18 protein-coding genes are annotated in these 18,067 nt (G+C 64.2%); 10 read left to right on the forward strand and 8 right to left on the reverse strand.

The window, feature by feature from the left end; translation table 11 throughout:
* Window positions 1-150: 150 nt before the first annotated feature.
* The gene (locus tag VF34_RS00410; protein ID WP_032373738.1) at window positions 151-927 is read right to left on the reverse strand and encodes a DUF1206 domain-containing protein; all 777 of its coding nucleotides are present in this window, start codon (window positions 925-927) and stop codon (window positions 151-153) included.
* A gap of 499 nt (window positions 928-1,426) precedes the next feature.
* Between VF34_RS00410 and VF34_RS00415 the strand changes: the two genes are divergently transcribed.
* The 5 genes from VF34_RS00415 (at window position 1,427) to VF34_RS00435 (ending at window position 6,222) form a co-directional block, all read left to right on the forward strand.
* Window positions 1,427-3,082, forward strand: coding sequence for an NAD(P)/FAD-dependent oxidoreductase (locus tag VF34_RS00415; RefSeq protein ID WP_032373705.1), 1,656 nt, complete (start codon window positions 1,427-1,429; stop codon window positions 3,080-3,082).
* Window positions 3,079-4,512: an ATP-binding protein gene (locus VF34_RS00420; RefSeq protein WP_027498455.1), complete on the forward strand. Its 1,434-nt coding sequence runs from the start codon at window positions 3,079-3,081 to the stop codon at window positions 4,510-4,512. The genes VF34_RS00415 and VF34_RS00420 overlap by 4 nt, the downstream gene beginning before the upstream one ends.
* Entirely contained in the window at window positions 4,509-4,853 is a 345-nt protein-coding gene (locus VF34_RS00425; protein WP_027498454.1) for a UBP-type zinc finger domain-containing protein, read from the forward strand. Before VF34_RS00420 ends, VF34_RS00425 begins: the two co-directional genes overlap by 4 nt.
* A gap of 80 nt (window positions 4,854-4,933) precedes the next feature.
* The gene (locus VF34_RS00430; RefSeq protein ID WP_027498453.1) at window positions 4,934-5,611 is read left to right on the forward strand and encodes a GOLPH3/VPS74 family protein; all 678 of its coding nucleotides are present in this window, start codon (window positions 4,934-4,936) and stop codon (window positions 5,609-5,611) included.
* Between the two features lie 8 nt (window positions 5,612-5,619).
* On the forward strand, window positions 5,620-6,222 hold the full coding sequence (locus tag VF34_RS00435) for a DJ-1/PfpI family protein (protein ID WP_027498452.1): 603 nt from the start codon (window positions 5,620-5,622) through the stop codon (window positions 6,220-6,222).
* Here VF34_RS00435 and VF34_RS00440 read toward each other — a convergent pair.
* The gene (locus tag VF34_RS00440) at window positions 6,202-6,549 is read right to left on the reverse strand and encodes a DoxX family protein (protein WP_027498451.1); all 348 of its coding nucleotides are present in this window, start codon (window positions 6,547-6,549) and stop codon (window positions 6,202-6,204) included. The genes VF34_RS00435 and VF34_RS00440 overlap by 21 nt on opposite strands.
* 79 nt (window positions 6,550-6,628) lie before the next feature.
* Here VF34_RS00440 and VF34_RS00445 point away from each other — a divergent pair, with 79 nt between their 5' ends.
* Window positions 6,629-6,958 (forward strand): winged helix-turn-helix transcriptional regulator, encoded by a 330-nt coding sequence (locus VF34_RS00445; RefSeq protein ID WP_032373706.1) that lies wholly within the window; start codon window positions 6,629-6,631, stop codon window positions 6,956-6,958.
* Window positions 6,959-7,007: 49 nt separating this feature from the next.
* On the opposite strand, the gene VF34_RS00450 is transcribed toward VF34_RS00445, so the two are convergent.
* Window positions 7,008-8,870: a BCCT family transporter gene (locus VF34_RS00450; protein ID WP_027498449.1), complete on the reverse strand. Its 1,863-nt coding sequence runs from the start codon at window positions 8,868-8,870 to the stop codon at window positions 7,008-7,010.
* Between the two features lie 289 nt (window positions 8,871-9,159).
* Between VF34_RS00450 and VF34_RS00455 the strand changes: the two genes are divergently transcribed.
* Window positions 9,160-10,077 carry a serine/threonine-protein kinase gene (locus VF34_RS00455; RefSeq protein WP_032369820.1) on the forward strand — a complete coding sequence of 306 codons (918 nt, stop codon included), beginning with the start codon at window positions 9,160-9,162 and terminating at the stop codon, window positions 10,075-10,077.
* A gap of 65 nt (window positions 10,078-10,142) precedes the next feature.
* On the opposite strand, the gene VF34_RS00460 is transcribed toward VF34_RS00455, so the two are convergent.
* Window positions 10,143-11,624, reverse strand: a complete 1,482-nt coding sequence (locus VF34_RS00460) for an amino acid permease (RefSeq protein WP_027498447.1) — start codon at window positions 11,622-11,624, stop codon at window positions 10,143-10,145.
* Window positions 11,625-12,030: 406 nt separating this feature from the next.
* Here VF34_RS00460 and groL point away from each other — a divergent pair, with 406 nt between their 5' ends.
* Window positions 12,031-13,656 (forward strand): chaperonin GroEL, encoded by a 1,626-nt coding sequence (gene groL / locus VF34_RS00465; RefSeq protein ID WP_008713461.1) that lies wholly within the window; start codon window positions 12,031-12,033, stop codon window positions 13,654-13,656.
* Window positions 13,657-13,722: 66 nt separating this feature from the next.
* On the opposite strand, the gene VF34_RS00470 is transcribed toward groL, so the two are convergent.
* Complete coding sequence (locus VF34_RS00470) at window positions 13,723-14,076, reverse strand: VOC family protein (protein ID WP_027498446.1); 354 nt, start codon at window positions 14,074-14,076, stop codon at window positions 13,723-13,725.
* Between the two features lie 92 nt (window positions 14,077-14,168).
* Between VF34_RS00470 and VF34_RS00475 the strand changes: the two genes are divergently transcribed.
* Entirely contained in the window at window positions 14,169-14,957 is a 789-nt protein-coding gene (locus VF34_RS00475) for an RsiV family protein (RefSeq protein ID WP_032373707.1), read from the forward strand.
* A gap of 30 nt (window positions 14,958-14,987) precedes the next feature.
* Window positions 14,988-15,890 (forward strand): alpha/beta fold hydrolase, encoded by a 903-nt coding sequence (locus VF34_RS00480; RefSeq protein ID WP_032373708.1) that lies wholly within the window; start codon window positions 14,988-14,990, stop codon window positions 15,888-15,890.
* Here VF34_RS00480 and VF34_RS00485 read toward each other — a convergent pair.
* The 3 genes from VF34_RS00485 to VF34_RS00495 are packed head-to-tail and all read right to left on the reverse strand — an operon-like array spanning window position 15,887 to window position 18,067.
* Entirely contained in the window at window positions 15,887-16,210 is a 324-nt protein-coding gene (locus VF34_RS00485; RefSeq protein WP_032365151.1) for a putative quinol monooxygenase, read from the reverse strand. The genes VF34_RS00480 and VF34_RS00485 overlap by 4 nt on opposite strands.
* Before the next feature lie 46 nt (window positions 16,211-16,256).
* A complete protein-coding gene (locus tag VF34_RS00490) occupies window positions 16,257-17,282 on the reverse strand; it encodes an NAD(P)-dependent alcohol dehydrogenase (protein ID WP_027498442.1) in 1,026 nt (341 codons plus the stop codon).
* A 5-nt stretch (window positions 17,283-17,287) separates the two neighbouring features.
* On the reverse strand, window positions 17,288-18,067 hold the full coding sequence (locus tag VF34_RS00495) for an iron-sulfur cluster assembly protein (protein ID WP_052062957.1): 780 nt from the start codon (window positions 18,065-18,067) through the stop codon (window positions 17,288-17,290).

The following is an 18,067-nucleotide window of genomic DNA, read 5'->3' on the forward strand; positions in this document are numbered from 1 at the left end:
TCCGGGTTGTAGGAATAGCTGCAACTGATCGTCACACCAATCGTGTGCATCCTATGTGGCCGTGACCACACTCGGCCACCATGTGAGTGGAACCTCGTAGCCCACTACGAACTTTCACTCACATGCGAGCGAAGCGAGCTCCACTCCTGCTCACATGCGAGCGCGGCGAGCCAGTACGAATGCATACAGGCCGTACAACGCGATTCCCACGCCGGCGAGGATCAACAGAACCTGCCCGTACGGCTGGGCTCCCAGGGTCTTGACGGCACCGTCGATTCCGGTGGCCTTCGACGGGTCCGACTGCAGTACCGCTACGACGACGAGGATTCCGGCCCCCACGAGCGCCGTGCCCTTGGCCGCGTATCCGGCGATGCCGAGTTTGACGACCGCTCCGCTCTGGCTGCCTTCGAGGTCGTCGAGGAAATTCTTCGAGACGCCCTTGTAGACGTGGTATCCGCCGACGCCGATGACGACCAGGGCGATGACGATCAGTACGAGCTTGCCGCCACCGGATTCCATCAATCGCGCCGAGTAGCCGGCGTTCTGTTGCCCACTGGACTTACCGGATCCGGTCGCGAAACCGTAGGTAGAGAATGCGAAGGCGATGTAGACGACGGCCAGCGCTGCCGCCTTGAGTCGATCCATCGCGCTGCCCTCGTCGGAATCGGACTTCTTGCCGACGATGGCCTCGACGATGCGCCACAGGGCCAGTGCCACGAACGCGACGACGGCAACCCACAGTGCGATCTTGCCGCCGGGCTTCTCGGCCAGTTCGGCGAGTGCTCCGGACTGGTCGGCGTTACCGCCCTGACCGAACGCCAATCGGATGGCGATGTATCCGATCAGGATGTGCAGCACTCCGCTGACGAAGTGGCCGGCCCGGGCCGCCTTCTCGAATGCACCGTTGTCCTGAACCGAATTGGCCAGTGATTTTCCTGTAGCCGATTTACCTGTTCCCGAATGTCCCGACGTGGATCTTCCCGACGTGTTCACGAACGTTCCCCGATCAGTTGATGTGGGCCGATGTTTACCCCACGTAGAGCGGGGAGAAACGGTCTTTCGGCGCGAAACGCCGTACGAGATCCCAGCCCGGCGTTAACGCCGGGCGGACACTGATCGATGTAGCAAGCGGAGTGTCGGGACCAACGAAGAAATTGTTCGGAGTGATCCACCGTGAAATTACAGTCGATAATGCGTCGTACAAGCAGTGATCTGCCCCTGTTGAAGACCGCCAGGATGAGCGGCAGTCCGCGTACCTGGCCTGCCGAGAAGCTCGAGCGGCTGCTCACCCCGCAGGAGATCGATCTGATCAGGCGCGGCCGAATCTGACCCTGCTGTTCCCAGGCTCGACGCCGTCACTCACCTCCCATAGGGGGTCCGGTGGTGGCATGCTCATGAGGTTGACGAGCACCAGTCCTGGAGGGTCATGAAACCGGTCATTCTCAGCGTCGACGACGATCCCGGAGTATCGCGTTCGGTCGCCCGCGACCTGCGCCGCCGGTACGGCGAGCAGTACCGCATCGTGCGCGCGGAATCCGGTGCCGGGGCGCTCGATGCACTGAAGGAATTGACGTTGCGCGGCACTCCGGTCGCGATTCTGTTGGCCGACTACCGCATGCCGAACATGAGCGGCATGGAATTTCTCGAACAGGCCATGGATCTGTTCCCGACGGCGCGGCGAATCCTGCTCACCGCCTATGCCGACACCGACGCTGCGATCGACGCCATCAACGTCATCGATCTCGACTACTACCTGCTCAAGCCGTGGGATCCACCCGAGGAAAAGCTCTACCCCGTCCTCGACGCTCAGCTCGAAGCCTGGTGTGCGTACGACCACCGGGCCGTGGAGGACACCAAGATCGTCGGTCACCGCTGGTCTGCGCGGTCCTCGGAGATCAGGGAGTTCCTCGCCCGCAATCAACTGCCGTACCGCTGGTACATGTCCGACGAACCCGAGGGTGCGCGGCTGTTGGCCGCGGCCGGAGTGGCAGACGACCGGCTGCCGGTGGTCATCACCACCGAAGGTGACGCGCTGATCGAGCCGTCCGATGCCGAGCTCGGCAACCGCCTGGGGCTGACGGTCTCGCCGTCGGAAGAGTTCTACGACCTCGTCGTCATCGGCGGCGGCCCGGCCGGTCTCGGCGCTGCGCTCTACGGCGCGTCCGAGGGCCTGCGCACCACGTTGATCGAGCGCACCGCGACGGGCGGGCAGGCCGGGCAGAGTTCACGCATCGAGAACTACCTCGGTTTTCCCGACGGCGTCTCGGGTGCACAACTCGCGGAGCGGGCTCGGCGGCAGGCGCTGAAGTTCGGTGCCGAGGTGGTCACCACGCAGGACGTCGTGGCCTTGGAGACCAACGGCGCTGCGCGGACCGTGCGGTTCGCCGACGGCCGAAGCATCAGTGCCCAGACGATCATTCTGTCCACCGGCGTCGCCTACCGCCGGTTGGAGGCCCCCGGAATCGACGACTTCACCGGTCGCGGAGTGTTCTACGGGTCGGCGATGACCGAGGCAGCTCGCTGCGCCGAGCAGGACGTCTTCATCGTCGGCGGCGCGAACTCGGCCGGCCAGGCGGCGGTCTATCTCTCGCGGGGCGCGAGGTCGGTGACGATCCTGATCCGTGCGGCGTCCCTCGAGGCATCGATGTCGTACTACCTCATCAAGCAGATCGAGGAGAACCCGAAGATCAGCGTTCGGCCGTGCACCGAGGTCGTCGGCGTCTCCGGTGACGGGCACCTCGAGCAGATCGTGCTGCACAACAGGGCAACCGACGAGACGACGACGGTGGACGCGCAGTACCTGTTCCTGTTCATCGGCGCTGCACCGCGGACCGATTGGCTCGACGGCGTGCTCGTGCGTGACGATCATGGATTCGTGGTGACGGGCCCCGATCTGGTGGTCGACGGCCGCGGTCCTGCCGGGTGGACCCCCGCGCGGTTGCCGCATCACCTCGAGACGAGCGTGCCGGGAGTGTTCGCGGCCGGTGACGTTCGATCCGACTCGGCCAAGCGGGTTGCCTCGGCAGTGGGAGAAGGAGCGATGGCCGTGATGTTGGTGCACAGATACCTGGCAAATCCGTGAACGCGCCCCTGTGCGATCCGGAGGAGTTGCGGACGCTGTTCTTGTTCGAGCAGCTCACCGACGCACAGCTCGCCGAGCTGTGTCGAGACGGCCGTATCGAAACGATCGAGCCGGGGCCGGTGTACGCGGAGGGCGACCCAGCGACGTGCTTCTACGTGTTGATCGAGGGCTCGGTGGTGCTTTCGAAGCTCTCGGGCGGGGAAGACCTGGTGGTCAATCGCACCTCGCAGCGCGGGGTGTATGCCGGTGCGTGGCAGGCATATCTGGGTGATCGAGTGCCGCAGACCTATCAGGGTTCGATGCGGGTGACCGCGCAGTCCCGGTTCTTCGTCCTCGATGCCGACTGCTTCGCCTCGATCGTGCGCGAGTGGTTCCCGATGGCCCTGCATCTGCTCGAGGGATTGTTCTTCGGAAACCAGAACACCAAGCAGGTCGTCGAGCAACGAGAACGCCTGTTGGCGTTGGGTTCTCTGTCGGCCGGGTTGACGCACGAGCTGAACAACCCGGCCGCGGCCGCGGTGCGGGCGACGTCCGCGTTGCGGAATCGAGTGGCGCACATGCGACAGAAGCTGGCGATGATCGCCGGCGGGACTCTCGATCGCTCGAGCTTGTCGCATCTGGTCGGACTGCAGAACGAGGCCGTGGAGTTGGTGGCCAAGGCTCCGAAGCTCACCGCAATGGAAGCGTCGGACCGGGAGGACGAGCTCGGAGAGTGGTTCGACGACAACGGAATCGACGGGGGATGGGATCTGGCCCCCACTTTCGTCTCGGCGGGTCTCGACGTGCCGTGGCTGGATCGGGTGTCGGCGACGGTGGGGGATCCGGCCATGCTCGAAGGGGCGATCAGGTGGCTCAACTACACGGTGGAAACCGAGTTGTTGATGAACGAGATCTCGGATTCGACCACTCGGATCTCCACTCTGGTCGGCGCGGCCAAGCAGTATTCGCAGATGGATCGAGCGCCATACCAGACGGTGGATGTTCGGGAACTGCTCGACAGCACGCTGATCATGTTGGGGCGCAAGATCGGTGACGATATCCGCGTGGTGAAGGAATACGACCCGTCGGTACCTCCCATTCCCGCGTATGCCGCCGAGCTCAATCAGGTATGGACCAATCTGATCGACAATGCGGTGCAGGCCATGGAGGGCCGCGGCACGCTCACCGTCCGCACACTTCTCGACGACGATCAGGTGCAGATCGAGGTGTGCGATACCGGACCCGGTGTGCCGGAAAACATTCGGTCGCGAATATTCGAGCCGTTCTTCACCACCAAGGCCGTCGGTGAGGGCACGGGGCTCGGTCTGGACATCTCGTGGCGGATCGTGGTGAAGAAACATCAGGGCGATCTGCGAGTGGTGTCCCAGCCGGGGGACACCCGATTCATCGTGCGGCTGCCCGTTCATCCAGCAATCGAGGAGGCATCATGACAATCGACGGTATCGATCCGACAGTCTCGCCGTCCGGCCCGGGCTGCGCGGAGTGCACGCAGACGCAGGGGTGGTGGGTGCATCTGCGGCGGTGTGCGCAGTGCGGGCACATCGGGTGCTGTGATTCGTCTCCGTCGCAGCACGCCAGCAAGCACGCCGAATCCACTCGGCACCAGTTCGTGCGCAGCTTCGAGCCCGGCGAGGACTGGTTCTACAACTACGAGGACGAGCAGATGTACGACGGGCCCGAACTTGCTCCGCCGCAACATCATCCGCTCGACCAGACGGTTCCGGGCCCTCGCGAACGGGTGCCCTCGAATTGGCAGAGTCTGATCAACTGAGTGGGCTGGGCCGACTGAACAGTCGATTTCGCGCTGATGAACACCGCAAATCGAGTGCGCACTGTGGGTAATCTCGCAGCATGACCTTGATTGCGGAGGACCTGCTGCTGTTGTTGCTCGACGACGAATCGGGCAAGCCATCGGCCGATTCCACCAAGTTGCCCCGTGTTCTCGCGGGTGCGCTGGTCGTCGAGCTCGCCCTGGGCGGGTCGCTCCGCATCACCGGTCCCGGTGAGCAGACCAAGAAGGACCACGTCGTCGTCGCGGGAGATCCGCCCGCAGACCCGTTGCTGCGCCGGGTGTTCGATCTGGTGGCAACGGCGTCGCGGCCGATGAAGCCGCAGAAGGTGATCGAGAAGTCGCAGAAGAATCTGGCGAAGGAACTGGCTGCGCGTCTGGTCGCGCAGGGCTTCGTCACCGAGAAGCAGGACAAGGTCTGGGGGCTTTTCCCGACGACGACGTGGCCGGCTCGCGACACCTCGCGGGAGAAGGTGCTGCGGGATGCACTGCGGAGTGCTCTCGTCGACGGCACAACGCCGACGCCGCATTCGGCTGCTCTGATCTCACTGATCTCGGCAGTCGATCTGACGCACAAGGTCATCGTCGATGCCGACAAGAAGGTGCTGAAGACGAGGGCCAAACAGATCGCCGAGGGTGAGTGGGCGGGTGCAGCTGTCCGCAAAGCGGTCTCGGACGTCAATGCCGCGGTGACGGCAGCGATCATGGTGCCCGTCATCGTTTCGACCACGAGCAGCTGAGGGCGGAAATGAGAAGTATTGCGATTCTGTTGTTCGACGACGTCGAGGTGCTCGATGCCTGCGGGCCGTTCGAGGTGTTCTCGGTGGCCAATCGGGTGGCCCAACGTGCCGGTAGCGCGGTGCCTTTCGACGTGACGCTCGTCGGGCTCGACGACGCAGCGGTACGCGCGCGAGGTGGGATGAGGATCGGCGTCGACACTACGATCGACGATCCACGGACCTACGACCTCGTCCTGGTTCCCGGCGGTGTCGTCGACGCGGTCGAAGCGGACGGCCGGGTGCTTCAGTGGCTGCAGCGACTTCGACCCACCGCAGAAGTTGTTGCATCGGTGTGCACCGGTGCTTTCGTTCTCGCCGCGGCGGGCCTGCTCGATTCGCGTCCGGTCACCACGCACTGGGAGGACCTCGACCTGTTGCGCACGCGCTGGCCCGCGCTGGCCGTGCACGAGGGAGTTCGATACATCGACCACGGTGATCTGGCGACGTCGGCCGGTATCAGTGCAGGCCTGGACCTTGCGCTGCATCTGGTCGCGCGGTGGACGAGCGCCGATCAGGCTCTCGCCACCGCGGGCCAGATGGACTACGACTGGTCAGGCGCTGAGCACCCGTAGGACCAGGGCAACGACGGCGAACACGGCCAGGCCTGCCGCCGGCCCGAATTCCTTGTCCTTGACGCGCAGGTGCGCGACGACTGCTCCGACGAAGTACGCGATGACGCCGATGGCTGCCGCGACCCCGATCGGCCATGCGAACAGGCCGACGAGCAGGCCGATGGCACCGAGGATCTCCGCGTAGGCCAACCACGGAATCTTGTCGGCGGGCACGCCCACCTGCTCGAGCATCGGGACGACGGAGGGGTTGCGCGTCAGCTTCCCGACGGCGGAGAACGTGAGTGCCACGGCCAGCAGCACCGACACGACGACTGTTGCGATGAACATGAACCCTGCTTTCATTTCTGAGGCCACTAGTGAAACAGAAGTGGCAAGGCAGACAGTAGCACTTCGGTACGGTGGGGTCATGCCCGCGAACGAACCCACTCACGAACCTCGTGCCTGCGACGGAGCTCTGACCAGAGCGTTCGGCTTCCTCGGCAAGCGATGGAACGGAATTCTGCTGGCCACCCTGATGAACGGGTCGATGGGATTCGCGGACCTACGCCGGGCCGTCGGTGGCATCAGCGATTCGGTCCTGTCCGAACGGCTCGGGGAGCTCGGCAAAGCCGGCCTGGTCCAGCGAACAGTGGACCATGGACCGCCGCTCTCGGTGCAGTACAGCCTGACGCAGTCCGGAGCGGCGCTGCTGCCGTCCCTGCAAGCACTGACCGACTGGGCTTCGAAAAACCTCTGACCCCCGCGAACGTGTCGCGAGGGCCAGAGATCGGTGGGTGAGAAGGTGTTCAGTCGCCGTTCTTGACGTTCTGGCCTTCGGCCGAATCTGCGAACTCCTGGGTGTCGAACACTTCGCCGCCCAGGGGATCGACCGGTGCGTTGTCACCGGAGTACTCGACCGCACCCGTCTCGGGGTGAATCTCGAGTTGTTCGGTGGGCACCTCGTGCACCGCCAGTACGACGCTGCCGTCCGTGCGCGGCGGCGTCACCCCTTCCCGAGACGGCGCCAGGCCGGAGAACGTCGACGAAATCCCGGCACTCACTCGCTTGCGTGCCGCCGGTGACACCGGTGCCGCCTGAGGCTCGTCCTGCCCCACATCGGGTGTCGCGGTGACGCGCAAGTACCGCGGGGTGGTGGCGACGTCGTAGCGGAAGGCCTTGAGCATCGATATGCATGCGAGCACAAGGATGATCGAGAACGGTACTGCCGTGGCTATCGACATCGTCTGCAGGGCCGTCAACGATCCTGTCCCGCCGATCAGGAGCAGCACCGTTGCTGCCACGCCTTCGAGAATCGACCAGTACACGCGGGTGATCTTCGGGGGCTCGAGGTCACCGCCGGTGGAGAGGATGTCGATGACCAACGAGCCGGAATCGGAGGAGGTCACGAAGAAGAACACGATGACGAAGATCGCCAGCACGCTACTGATCGTAGCCAACGGCAACGTGTCGAGCAGCTGAAACAGACTCGTGTTGGTGTCGACGGCACCGTCGACCAGCAGGTCACCGTTGTCCCGCTGACGCAGAATGCCGGCATCACCGAAGATCGTGAACCACAGCGAACCGATGATGGTCGGTGCCAGCAGCACTCCGAACACGAATTCGCGGATGGTACGGCCGCGTGAGATGCGGGCGATGAACATGCCGACGAACGGTGCCCAGCTCATCCACCAGCCCCAGTAGAAGATGGTCCAGGCACCGGCCCAGCCATCGTCGGAGAAGGGCGACGTGCGCAGCATCAACTCGGGCAACGCCTGGACGTAGCCGCCGAGGTTCTGCACCCAGGACTGCATGAGGAACAGGCTCGGTCCAGCGATCAGAACGAAGACGGCCAGCGCCGCGGCCATTCCCATGTTGATGTTCGAGAGCCATTTGAGCCCTCGTGAGACGCCGGATACGACAGAGAACGTGGCGAGGCCGGTGACGCCGGCGATGATGAGGACCGTCACCCAGTTGTTGGTGTCGACCCAACCCAGGTACTCGAGACCGGCCGAAATCTGCTGCACACCGAATCCGAGCGAGGTGGCCACACCGAACAACGTGCCGATGATGGCGACGGAGTCGATCGCATGGCCGATGCCGCCCTCGATTCGCTTGCGTCCCAGCAGCGGCTCGAGCAACCAGCGCACGGACAGTGGGCGTCCTTTGCGGTACGTCATGTAGGCCAGCCCGAGTCCGACCACGACGTAGATCGCCCAGGCGTGCAGACCCCAGTGGAACAGGGTCAGCTCCATCGCCTGACGGGCGGCCGGGTCGGTGCTGCCGGGAATGCCCCCGGCTTCGGGTGGCGTGACGTAGTGCGAGAGAGGTTCGGCGACGCCGTAGAACACCAGGCCGATACCCATGCCGGCGCTGAAGAGCATCGCGAACCAGGACAGGACGCCGAACTCCGGCTTCTCGTCGTCGCGGCCCAGGCGAATGTTGCCGACCCTACTGAGGCCGCAGTACAGCGCGAACACCACAAAACCGGTGGTGGCCAGGATGTACCACCAGCCGACGCCACTGGTGATGGCGTTGTTGAGCTTGTCGAACGCGTCGGCGGCAGTGCCGGCATAGATCACCGAGAAGGTGATCATCACAAAAATGACGATAGATGCGGGGACGAAAACCGGCTTGAGCAGGCCGCCCCACGCTTCCTTTACTGCTTTCACTTACTTGACTTCCTTACAACTCGAGTCGAGGTGATCGGCTGACCACTATCGGTATGCCGTTCTTTTTCCCTTGTTTTGGTCAAGTACCGGTAATCACCATAAACGACGTCGGCGCGGGCGGCGAAACGTGACCGAGCCGGTGAGCTGGGGAGACAGGCCCGCGTCGAAAGTCTGCCGAGTCGCCGCGAGCACCCGAACGGACTACAGTTCTGTCGATGTTGCGGTCTCGCCCGGTCGTCCCCTTGTGGAGTCGATGTGCCGCGAGTAGCACTGCTGCACAGGAGATTCCATGACGCCCGGCCAGCTGCAGCCGGGTTCGGAGTTCGCCGGCTTCCGGGTGCAGCGTCGCCTCGGGGTCGGCGGCATGAGTGAGGTGTACCTCGTACTCGGCCGCGGACACGATCGGCTCGAAGCTCTGAAGATCCTCGACCGCGACGCCTCGCGCTCGCCGCGACTGCGCACCAAATTTCGGACCGAGGCCACGGTGGCCGAGCTGCTGGTGCATCCGAACATCGTGTCGGTGCACGAACACGGTGAGTTCGAGGGCCAGTTGTGGATGTCGATGCACTACGTCGACGGGTACAGCGCGGCGCGGTTGGTCGCTCGCGGTCAGATCGCTCTCGACGTCTCCCGCGTGGCACGCATCGTCGCCGAGGTGGCCAAGGGCCTCGACTACGCCCACTCGAACGGCGTCCTGCACCGCGACGTCAAGCCGTCGAACATCCTCATCTCCACCGAGCGGGTGGACGGGTACGAGCAAGTGTTGTTGTCCGACTGGGGAATTGCGCGTCTGGTCGACGACTCGACGCCGCTGGTCGTCGGCGGAACTGTACTGGCGTCCATCCACTACGCGGCACCGGAACTGCTTCGCGGGGGAGTGCTGAGCGCGCAGACCGACGTCTACGCATTGGGGGCGACGCTGGTCGAATTGCTGACTGGGCGAACGCCGTACCCGTTGGCCACGCCGCTCGCGATCACCGCCGCACATCTGTCGGCCGAACCGCCTGCGGTGACGAGGCGTCGGCGATCATTGCCGCGGGGTCTCGACGCGGTGGTCGCACGCGCGTTGGCCAAGGACCCGGCGGATCGATTCCAGACCTGCGTAGAGCTTGCCGATGCCGTTGCTGCTGCTGTTTCTGCCGGAGTGCCGGAGCCGCCGGCGCGACGCTCACCGTTCACCCGCTCGCGATGGCTCAGGTTTTCTTGACTCCATGAGCAGGGCCCCGCATCGGGCCGATGCGGGGCCCTGGCTCGAGAGGGGGTTGGGAAGGGTCACTCCTCCGGTTCGGTCGGACGGTTGGCCACCACCGGGTACTGGCCGGTGTAGCCCATTCGTTCCTCGGCCACCGAGAGCACCTTGGTGCGCACCAGGAACCAGCCGCCGATCAGTGCGGGGATGATGACGACGAGGGTCGCGATGGTCCACGAGCCGATCGGGGCATCGAAGGCCATCAGGACCAGCACGCCGAACAGGAACACCAGCGTCGCGTAGCTCGTGTACGGCGCACCGAACAGTCGGAACTTGGGCCGCTTCAGGATGCCCTTCTTGGACCAGCGGTACAGCTGAATCTGGCACAGCACGATGGTCGCCCAGCTGGCGATGATGCCCAGTGCGGACATGTTCAGCACGATCTCGAAGGCCTCGCCGGGCGCGATGGCGTTGAGGGCGACACCGAACAACGTGATGAAGCAGGTCAGCAGAATGCCGCCGAACGGTACTCCGCCCTTGGTCATCTTCTTGGTGAATTCCGGTGCGCTGCCGTTCATCGCCATCGACCGCAGAATTCGGCCGGTCGAGTAGAGACCGGCGTTGAGGCTGGACAGCGCCGCGGTGAGCACCACGATGTTCATGATGGTGCCCGCGCCGCCGAGGCCGATGCTCGAGAAGAACGTCACGAACGGCGAGGTACCGGCCTGATATGCGGTGTACGGCAACAGTAGTGCGAGCAGTACCAGCGAGCCGACGTAGAACAGTGCGATACGGGCGATGACCGAGTTGATCGCCCGCGGCATGATCTTCTCCGGGTTCTCGGTCTCGCCGGCCGCGGTCCCCACCAGTTCCACTGCGGCATAAGCGAACACGACACCCGAGATGACGATGACCAGGGGCCACGCGCCGGACGGGAACAGGCCGCCGTTGTCGGTGATCAAGCTGATTCCGGGCATCTCGGAACCGACGGGGATGCGGCCGGCCAGGAAGACGATGCCGACGATCAAGAAGGTCACCAGCGCGATGACCTTGATCATGGCCGCCCAGAACTCCATTTCACCGAACCACTTGACCGACACCAGGTTCAGGCTCATCACCAGAACCAGTGCGACCAGCGCGATGGCCCACTGCGGAATCACCTCGAAACTTCCCCAGTAATGCATGTAGGTTGCGATGGCCGTGACGTCGACGATGGCTGTCATCGCCCAGTTGAGGAAGTACATCCACCCGGCGACGAATGCGGCCTTCTCGCCGAAGAACTCGCGAGCGTACGAGACGAAGCTGCCCGACGACGGGCGGTGCAACACCAATTCGCCGAGGGCGCGGAGAATGAAGAAGACGAAAATTCCACAGAGGGCGTAGGCGAGGAAGAGGCCGGGGCCGGCACTGGCGAGGCGTCCGCCCGCGCCGAGGAACAGGCCGGTGCCGATTGCGCCACCGATCGCGATCATCTGCAACTGTCGAGGTTTGAGGCCCTTGTGGTAGCCCTCTTCCTCGTGGTCCATCGCCGAGTTGTCGTACGACGTGTCGACCGTATCGGACATATTCGATCCTCACTGTCGCTTTTGCGGGGGTTTGTCCGAATTTTTCGGGTGTCGAAACCGTTGTCGTTCAACGGTATTAGCGTCGCGGGTCCGATGCACAGTATTCGGATGTTAACAATGCGTACCGGTGTGAACAGTGTGTGACAGATATCGGCTCGGCCGAGCATCTGCTCGTCACCTGCGTCCCGCGGTGGCGTCGAGCATGGGGGGTGCGGCGGTTCGCCGGCGGCGGACGACCTTGCACTCACCATGGGCGAGTGCTAGAAATGCAGTTGGCACTCTCGACACGTGAGTGCCAGGTCGGGACACGGTGAGGCCGGGGAATCAACGACACCCCTGGTCGTCCGTCGCGGGCACCGAGCTCGGCCAGCAATGTGTCACCCCCAATCCGGAGGATCACTTCGCAATGGCCAAGATCATCGCGTTCGACGAAGAGGCACGCCGTGGCCTCGAGCGAGGCCTCAATGCCCTCGCCGACGCAGTAAAGGTGACGTTGGGCCCCAAGGGTCGCAACGTCGTACTCGAGAAGAAGTGGGGAGCTCCCACGATCACCAACGATGGTGTTTCCATCGCCAAGGAGATCGAGCTCGAAGATCCCTACGAGAAGATCGGTGCCGAGCTCGTCAAGGAGGTCGCCAAGAAGACCGACGACGTCGCAGGCGACGGCACCACCACCGCTACCGTTCTCGCTCAGGCACTCGTCCGTGAAGGCCTGCGCAACGTCGCAGCCGGCGCGAACCCGCTCGGCCTCAAGCGCGGCATCGAGAAGGCTGTTGCAGCCGTCACCGAGTCGCTGCTCGCGTCCGCCAAGGAGATCGACACCAAGGAGCAGATCGCTGCTACCGCTGGCATCTCCGCAGGCGACCCGTCCATCGGCGAGCTCATCGCCGAGGCAATGGACAAGGTCGGCAAGGAAGGCGTCATCACGGTCGAGGAGTCCAACACCTTCGGCCTGCAGCTCGAGCTCACCGAGGGCATGCGCTTCGACAAGGGCTACATCTCGGCGTACTTCGCCACCGATGCAGAGCGTCAGGAAGCCGTCCTCGAAGACGCGTACATCCTGCTCGTCAGCTCCAAGATCAGCACCGTCAAGGACCTGCTGCCGCTGCTGGAGAAGGTCATCCAGTCCGGCAAGCCGCTCGTCATCATCGCCGAGGACGTCGAGGGCGAAGCTCTCTCCACCCTCGTGGTGAACAAGATCCGTGGCACCTTCAAGTCCGTCGCCGTCAAGGCTCCCGGATTCGGTGACCGTCGCAAGGCGCAGCTCGCCGACATCGCCATCCTCACCGGTGGCGAGGTCATCAGCGAAGAGGTCGGCCTCTCCCTGGAGACCGCCGGACTCGAGCTGCTCGGTCAGGCACGCAAGGTCGTCATCACCAAGGACGAGACCACCATCGTCGAGGGCTCGGGAGATTCCGACGCCATCGCCGGTCGCGTCAACCAGATCCGCGCCGAGATCGAGAACTCCGATTCCGACTACGACCGCGAGAAGCTGCAGGAGCGCCTGGCCAAGCTGGCCGGTGGCGTTGCAGTCATCAAGGCCGGAGCGGCAACCGAGGTCGAGCTCAAGGAGCGCAAGCACCGCATCGAAGATGCCGTGCGTAACGCCAAGGCAGCCGTCGAAGAAGGCATCGTCGCCGGTGGCGGCGTGGCACTGCTCCAGGCAGCGCCCGCACTCGACAACCTCAAGCTCGACGGTGACGAGGCAACCGGCGTGAACATCGTTCGCGTCGCACTGTCCGCCCCGCTCAAGCAGATCGCATTCAACGCAGGCCTCGAGCCCGGCGTTGTTGCGGACAAGGTCTCCAACCTGCCCGCAGGTCACGGCCTCAACGCCGCGACCAACGAGTACGAGGACCTGCTCGCTGCAGGCATCAACGACCCGGTCAAGGTCACCCGCTCGGCACTGCAGAACGCAGCGTCCATCGCGGCTCTGTTCCTCACCACCGAGGCCGTCGTCGCCGACAAGCCCGAGAAGGCCGGAGCGCCCGCTGGCGATCCGACCGGTGGCATGGGCGGCATGGACTTCTGAGTCCAGCCCCTCGCTGAAAAAGCCCGACTCCCTTTCGAGGGGGTCGGGCTTTTTCGTGTGCTGTAGTCAGTCCCGGTGATACGCGATGTTGACGACGTTGCCGTCGGGAGCGCGAACGAAGAAGCGGCGCACACCCCACGGCTCGGTCGTCAATGGGTGCACGATCTCGTAGCCCAGTTTCTGCGCTTCGGCGTACGCGCCATCGACATCGTCGGTGTGCACCGACATCACCGAATCCTCGGGTGCGCTCCGATCGCTCGTCACCAGCTGAACGCTGACCGGGCGGTCGGGTGACGACAGCCGCGCGACCCACCCCATATCGAACTCCTCGGATTTCAGACCGAGGAACTCGGTGTAGAACGATTTGGCCTCGTCGACGTCCGGAACCCGCAGGTTGGTGATGATGCTCATTGTTTTCATCGAACTCCCTTTCCGAACGTGGGCCGGTCGGAGACCCGGGAGGTTCGACGCCAGCAGCGGAGTTGTCGGCTGTTCGGTGGTTAGTGTGGGGCATGACGCGAATCCGCTCGATGACGGTCGCACTCGCTCTGGCAGCGGCCCTCGCGGGCTGCTCCACCTCCGGAACTGCCACGCCCGTATCGGCACCGACCACAACCGATGTCACCGCCACCACCGAGCGCGCCGAGCCGACGTCTACAACGCCGACCACTACCTCGAGTGCCGCCGAGCCGTACGTCGTCGGCAGTACGCGCATCACCGGATCGACAGCGCGTGCGACCTACGACGTCGCGATTCCACAGCTGAGCGGCGGCAATCCGGCCGTGACAGCCGAATTCAACGAGTCGATGCGCGCGGCGTTGCAGGATCAGATCGACCGCGATTACGGGAACGACTTCGCTCTCAGCGACGGCTACTCGACGGGTACGACCTATGTCGGGCGGCGCGTGATCAGTGCCGAACAGATCACGAGTTGGATCGCCGTACCGCCCGGAGCGCACGGTAATTCACTGCTTGCGACCGTGACGATCGACGCCGATACCGCACAGCCGATCACTCTCGGTGATGCCTTCACCGACCTCGATGTGGGCCTGTCTCGACTGTCCGATCGAGCAGCGGCAATTCTCCCGTCCACCCGCGCGGGCGGCAGCTTCGAGCGCTCGGGCATCGAACCGACGGTGGCCAACTTCGGGAACTGGACGGCATCGCCGGAAGGTATGAACATTCACTTCGGTGACTACCAGGTGGGGTCCTACGGCATCGGCCTCGTCACGATCACGATCCCCTGGACCGACCTCTCGGATGTTCTCGCTCCCGGCATGCAGGACGTGTTGAGCAGATGACCCTCAGCCCGGCAATGCGAGCATGGACCCATGATGATTCGCGCAGGGGTGCTGGAGGTTGCGTACGACCGCGTCGGTGATCCGTCGGGTCGATCGGTGGTGCTGATGCACGGGTTTCCGTACGACCCGCGCAGTTACGACGACGTCGCCCGGCTGCTCGCTCAGTCCGGCTACGACGTGGTGGTGCCCTACCTGCGCGGCTTCGGACCGACTCGCTTCGTCGACGCCGGCACGATGCGCTCGGGTGAACAGGCTGCGATCGGCCACGACCTCCGCGAGCTGACTATCGCCCTGGAGCTGAACGACCCCATCGTCGCCGGCTACGACTGGGGTGGCCGAGCGGCGTGCGTCGTCGCCGCGCTGTGGCCGGAATTGGTGTCCGGTCTGGTGAGCGTGTCCGGGTACCTCGTGCAGGACATCGAGGCGGCTGTGACCACGCCCGTGCTGCCGCACCTCGAGAAGCGGTATTGGTATCAGTACTACCTGCACTCCGAGCGCGGCCGGGCCGGGCTCGCGGCCTACCGCGCCGAGATCGCGCAGACTCTGTGGACGGATTGGTCGCCGACATGGAGGTTCGGGGACTCCGAATTCACGGCCACCGCGCCCTCGTTCGACAACCCCGATTTCGTGGACGTGTCCGTGCATTCCTATCGGCACCGATACGGCATCGAGGCGGGGGACGTCGCTTACGCCGCGACGCAGGAGTTGCTGACACGGCAACCGGCGATCACGGTGCCCACGGTCGTGATCGATCCGACCGAGGACACCGTCGCCTCGTTGTATGGCCGCACAGACCACACGGCGCACTTCACCGATCTGATCGATGTTCGTCAGGTCGAGTGCGGCCACAACCCGCCCCAGGAGTTGCCGGGGCAGTTCGCCGACGCCGTCATGACACTCGGCCAGGTGATCCGGGATCGCGAAAGGACCTAGTCGACCGCGAGTTCGCCCAGTTCGTTCCAGTCGGTGCCGTCGACTTCCTGGCTGATGATCTTCGGCGTCTCCACCAGGTACGGCGGAAGATCCTTCTGGGCCTGCTTGAAGTGATCCGAATTCACATGGGCGGCACCGGCATCCGGGTCCTTGAATGCCTCCACGAGGACGTACTCGGTGGGGTCGTCGAGGGTGCGCGACCAGAAGTACCAGAGGCAACCTTCCTCGGCCTGGCAGGCTTCGGTGAAATCGCGCGAGATCTCGGGCCAGTTGTCGGCGTGCTCGGGCTTGACCTTGAACTTGGCGGTGATGAAGATCAACGTTGCTCCTCGTAGTTGGAATGGTGCTGGTGGGTACTACCCGATTTCAGGGTACGAGAATCGCGCGGCCGCGAACTCGTCCGTTGTCGAGGTCGTCGATGGCGCTCTGGAAGTCGTCCAGTGCGTATGTCTGCGTGTGCAGGTTGACGGCACCGCGGGCGGCGAGGGACATCAAGTCGCACAGGTCGTTGTAGGACCCGACGAGATTGCCGACGATGTTCTTCTCCGCCGACACCAGGTCGATGGTCGGCACGTCGACGTTCTCTCCGTACCCGATGACGTGATAGTCACCGGCCCGCCTCGTCATGGCCAATCCCTCTGCGGTGGAACCGTTCTCGCCGACGAAGTCGAGTACCACCTCGGCTCCGAAGCCGCCGGTGAGTTCCATGACCTGATCGACCTGACTGCCGTCGGCGACCACCGCATGATCGGCCCCCAAGGTGAGCGCCAGTTTGACGGCGTCGGCATTGCGGTCGATGACGATCAGCTCGGCGGGCGACAGTGCCTCGAGTACCTGAATGCCGATGTGGCCGAGGCCGCCTGCTCCGATGACGACGCACTTGTCGCGGGGAGTCAGACGCCGGGCCGCCTTCGCGGCCGCGTGATACGCCGTCAGGCCGGCATCGGCAAGTGCGGCGACTGCGGACGGTTCGAGTGAATCATCGATCTTGACGACGGTTCGCGCATTGGTCCGCAGATAGTCGGCGTATCCACCGTTGGTGTCGATACCCGGGAAATCGCTCGTCTCGCAGTGGACGTCGTCGCCCGAGCGGCACGCCCGGCACAACCCGCACGTGACGAGTGGATGCAGAATCACCTTGTCGCCCTCGCGGACGTTGGTGACGGCCGAGCCGACGGCGTGGACCCACCCGGCGTTCTCGTGGCCGATCGTGTAAGGCAGTGTGACGCCCGACTTCTCGGCCCACTGGCCCTCGAGGATGTGCAGATCGGTACGGCACACGCCGGCACCGCCGATCCTGACGATGACGTCGAGTGGACCCTGTACTTCCGGAATCGGAACCTCGGTCATCTCCAGATTCTTGTGATATCCGACGACCTGGACGGCGCGCATCGAACTCATGAAACATGCTCCTGTGTAGTGCGGAGGGGGACAGTGAGAGTGGTGAGAGGAACGAACGCGCCCTCTTCGCGAGGGACTTGCTGTTCCTCTGCGCCGGGGTAGCGGGTCTGCAGCAATCCGCGGCAGAAGTGCGCATTACCGTCGATCGAAACGCGGGTGGCGCGGGCGCGTCGCATCACCATCGTCAGGTCGCCGGTGTGTGGACGACCCGCATGATCGACCAATGCCGGTGCCGCCGGATCGGTCCGCAGGCCGAGAGCCTCGCGTCGGCGAAGCAGCGCGGTCGAGGTGCGATCATCCGGTAGGTCTGCGAGAACCACTGCGGCCAGGTCGTTCTCGGTCGAGTCGGGATTGGCGCGCAACCACGCCATGAGCGACCGTTCCATCGCCGCCACGTACGCCTTGCGGCGGAACGTCGCTCGTAGTTCGTCGAGGTCCTCTTCGGCCTCGTGCCCGAAGGTGCCCCGATATCCCGCGTCGGCGGCGAGGCCGGCATTGATCTTGTCCGAGTCGTGGTGATCGTCCAGTTCGACGAGAACGTGCTCGGTCCACGGCAACGCCGTCAACACGTCCTTGGAGTCTCCCGCCATCAGATACGCGAAATTCGGCGAACAGAACGACGTCGGCAGTCGAAGATGAACGTGCACAGTGCCCTCGTCGACCTCGAGCGACCGGACGAACCCGAGATCGGTGATGGGCTCGTCCAATTCGGGATCCAGGACGACGCCGAGCGCGGTGTACGCCTCGTCCTTCCTGGTGGTCACAGCAGTCGTCAC

The organism is Rhodococcus sp. PML026, assembly GCF_000963615.1.
GTDB classification, from domain to species: domain Bacteria; phylum Actinomycetota; class Actinomycetes; order Mycobacteriales; family Mycobacteriaceae; genus Rhodococcoides; species Rhodococcoides fascians.

What these genes read in the sequence shown, in the direction of transcription:
- VF34_RS00455 (WP_032369820.1), top strand. Translation starts at nt 9,160, where the DNA reads ATGACGCCCGGCCAGCTGCAGCCGGGTTCGGAGTTCGCCGGCTTCCGG.
- VF34_RS00490 (WP_027498442.1), bottom strand. Translation starts at nt 17,282, where the DNA reads ATGCGCGCCGTCCAGGTCGTCGGATATCACAAGAATCTGGAGATGACC.
- VF34_RS00425 (WP_027498454.1), top strand. Translation starts at nt 4,509, where the DNA reads ATGACAATCGACGGTATCGATCCGACAGTCTCGCCGTCCGGCCCGGGC.
- VF34_RS00440 (WP_027498451.1), bottom strand. Translation starts at nt 6,549, where the DNA reads ATGTTCATCGCAACAGTCGTCGTGTCGGTGCTGCTGGCCGTGGCACTC.
- groL (WP_008713461.1), top strand. Translation starts at nt 12,031, where the DNA reads ATGGCCAAGATCATCGCGTTCGACGAAGAGGCACGCCGTGGCCTCGAG.
- VF34_RS00480 (WP_032373708.1), top strand. Translation starts at nt 14,988, where the DNA reads ATGATGATTCGCGCAGGGGTGCTGGAGGTTGCGTACGACCGCGTCGGT.
- VF34_RS00415 (WP_032373705.1), top strand. Translation starts at nt 1,427, where the DNA reads ATGAAACCGGTCATTCTCAGCGTCGACGACGATCCCGGAGTATCGCGT.
- VF34_RS00475 (WP_032373707.1), top strand. Translation starts at nt 14,169, where the DNA reads ATGACGCGAATCCGCTCGATGACGGTCGCACTCGCTCTGGCAGCGGCC.
- VF34_RS00430 (WP_027498453.1), top strand. Translation starts at nt 4,934, where the DNA reads ATGACCTTGATTGCGGAGGACCTGCTGCTGTTGTTGCTCGACGACGAA.
- VF34_RS00445 (WP_032373706.1), top strand. Translation starts at nt 6,629, where the DNA reads ATGCCCGCGAACGAACCCACTCACGAACCTCGTGCCTGCGACGGAGCT.
- VF34_RS00470 (WP_027498446.1), bottom strand. Translation starts at nt 14,076, where the DNA reads ATGAAAACAATGAGCATCATCACCAACCTGCGGGTTCCGGACGTCGAC.
- VF34_RS00435 (WP_027498452.1), top strand. Translation starts at nt 5,620, where the DNA reads ATGAGAAGTATTGCGATTCTGTTGTTCGACGACGTCGAGGTGCTCGAT.
- VF34_RS00460 (WP_027498447.1), bottom strand. Translation starts at nt 11,624, where the DNA reads ATGTCCGATACGGTCGACACGTCGTACGACAACTCGGCGATGGACCAC.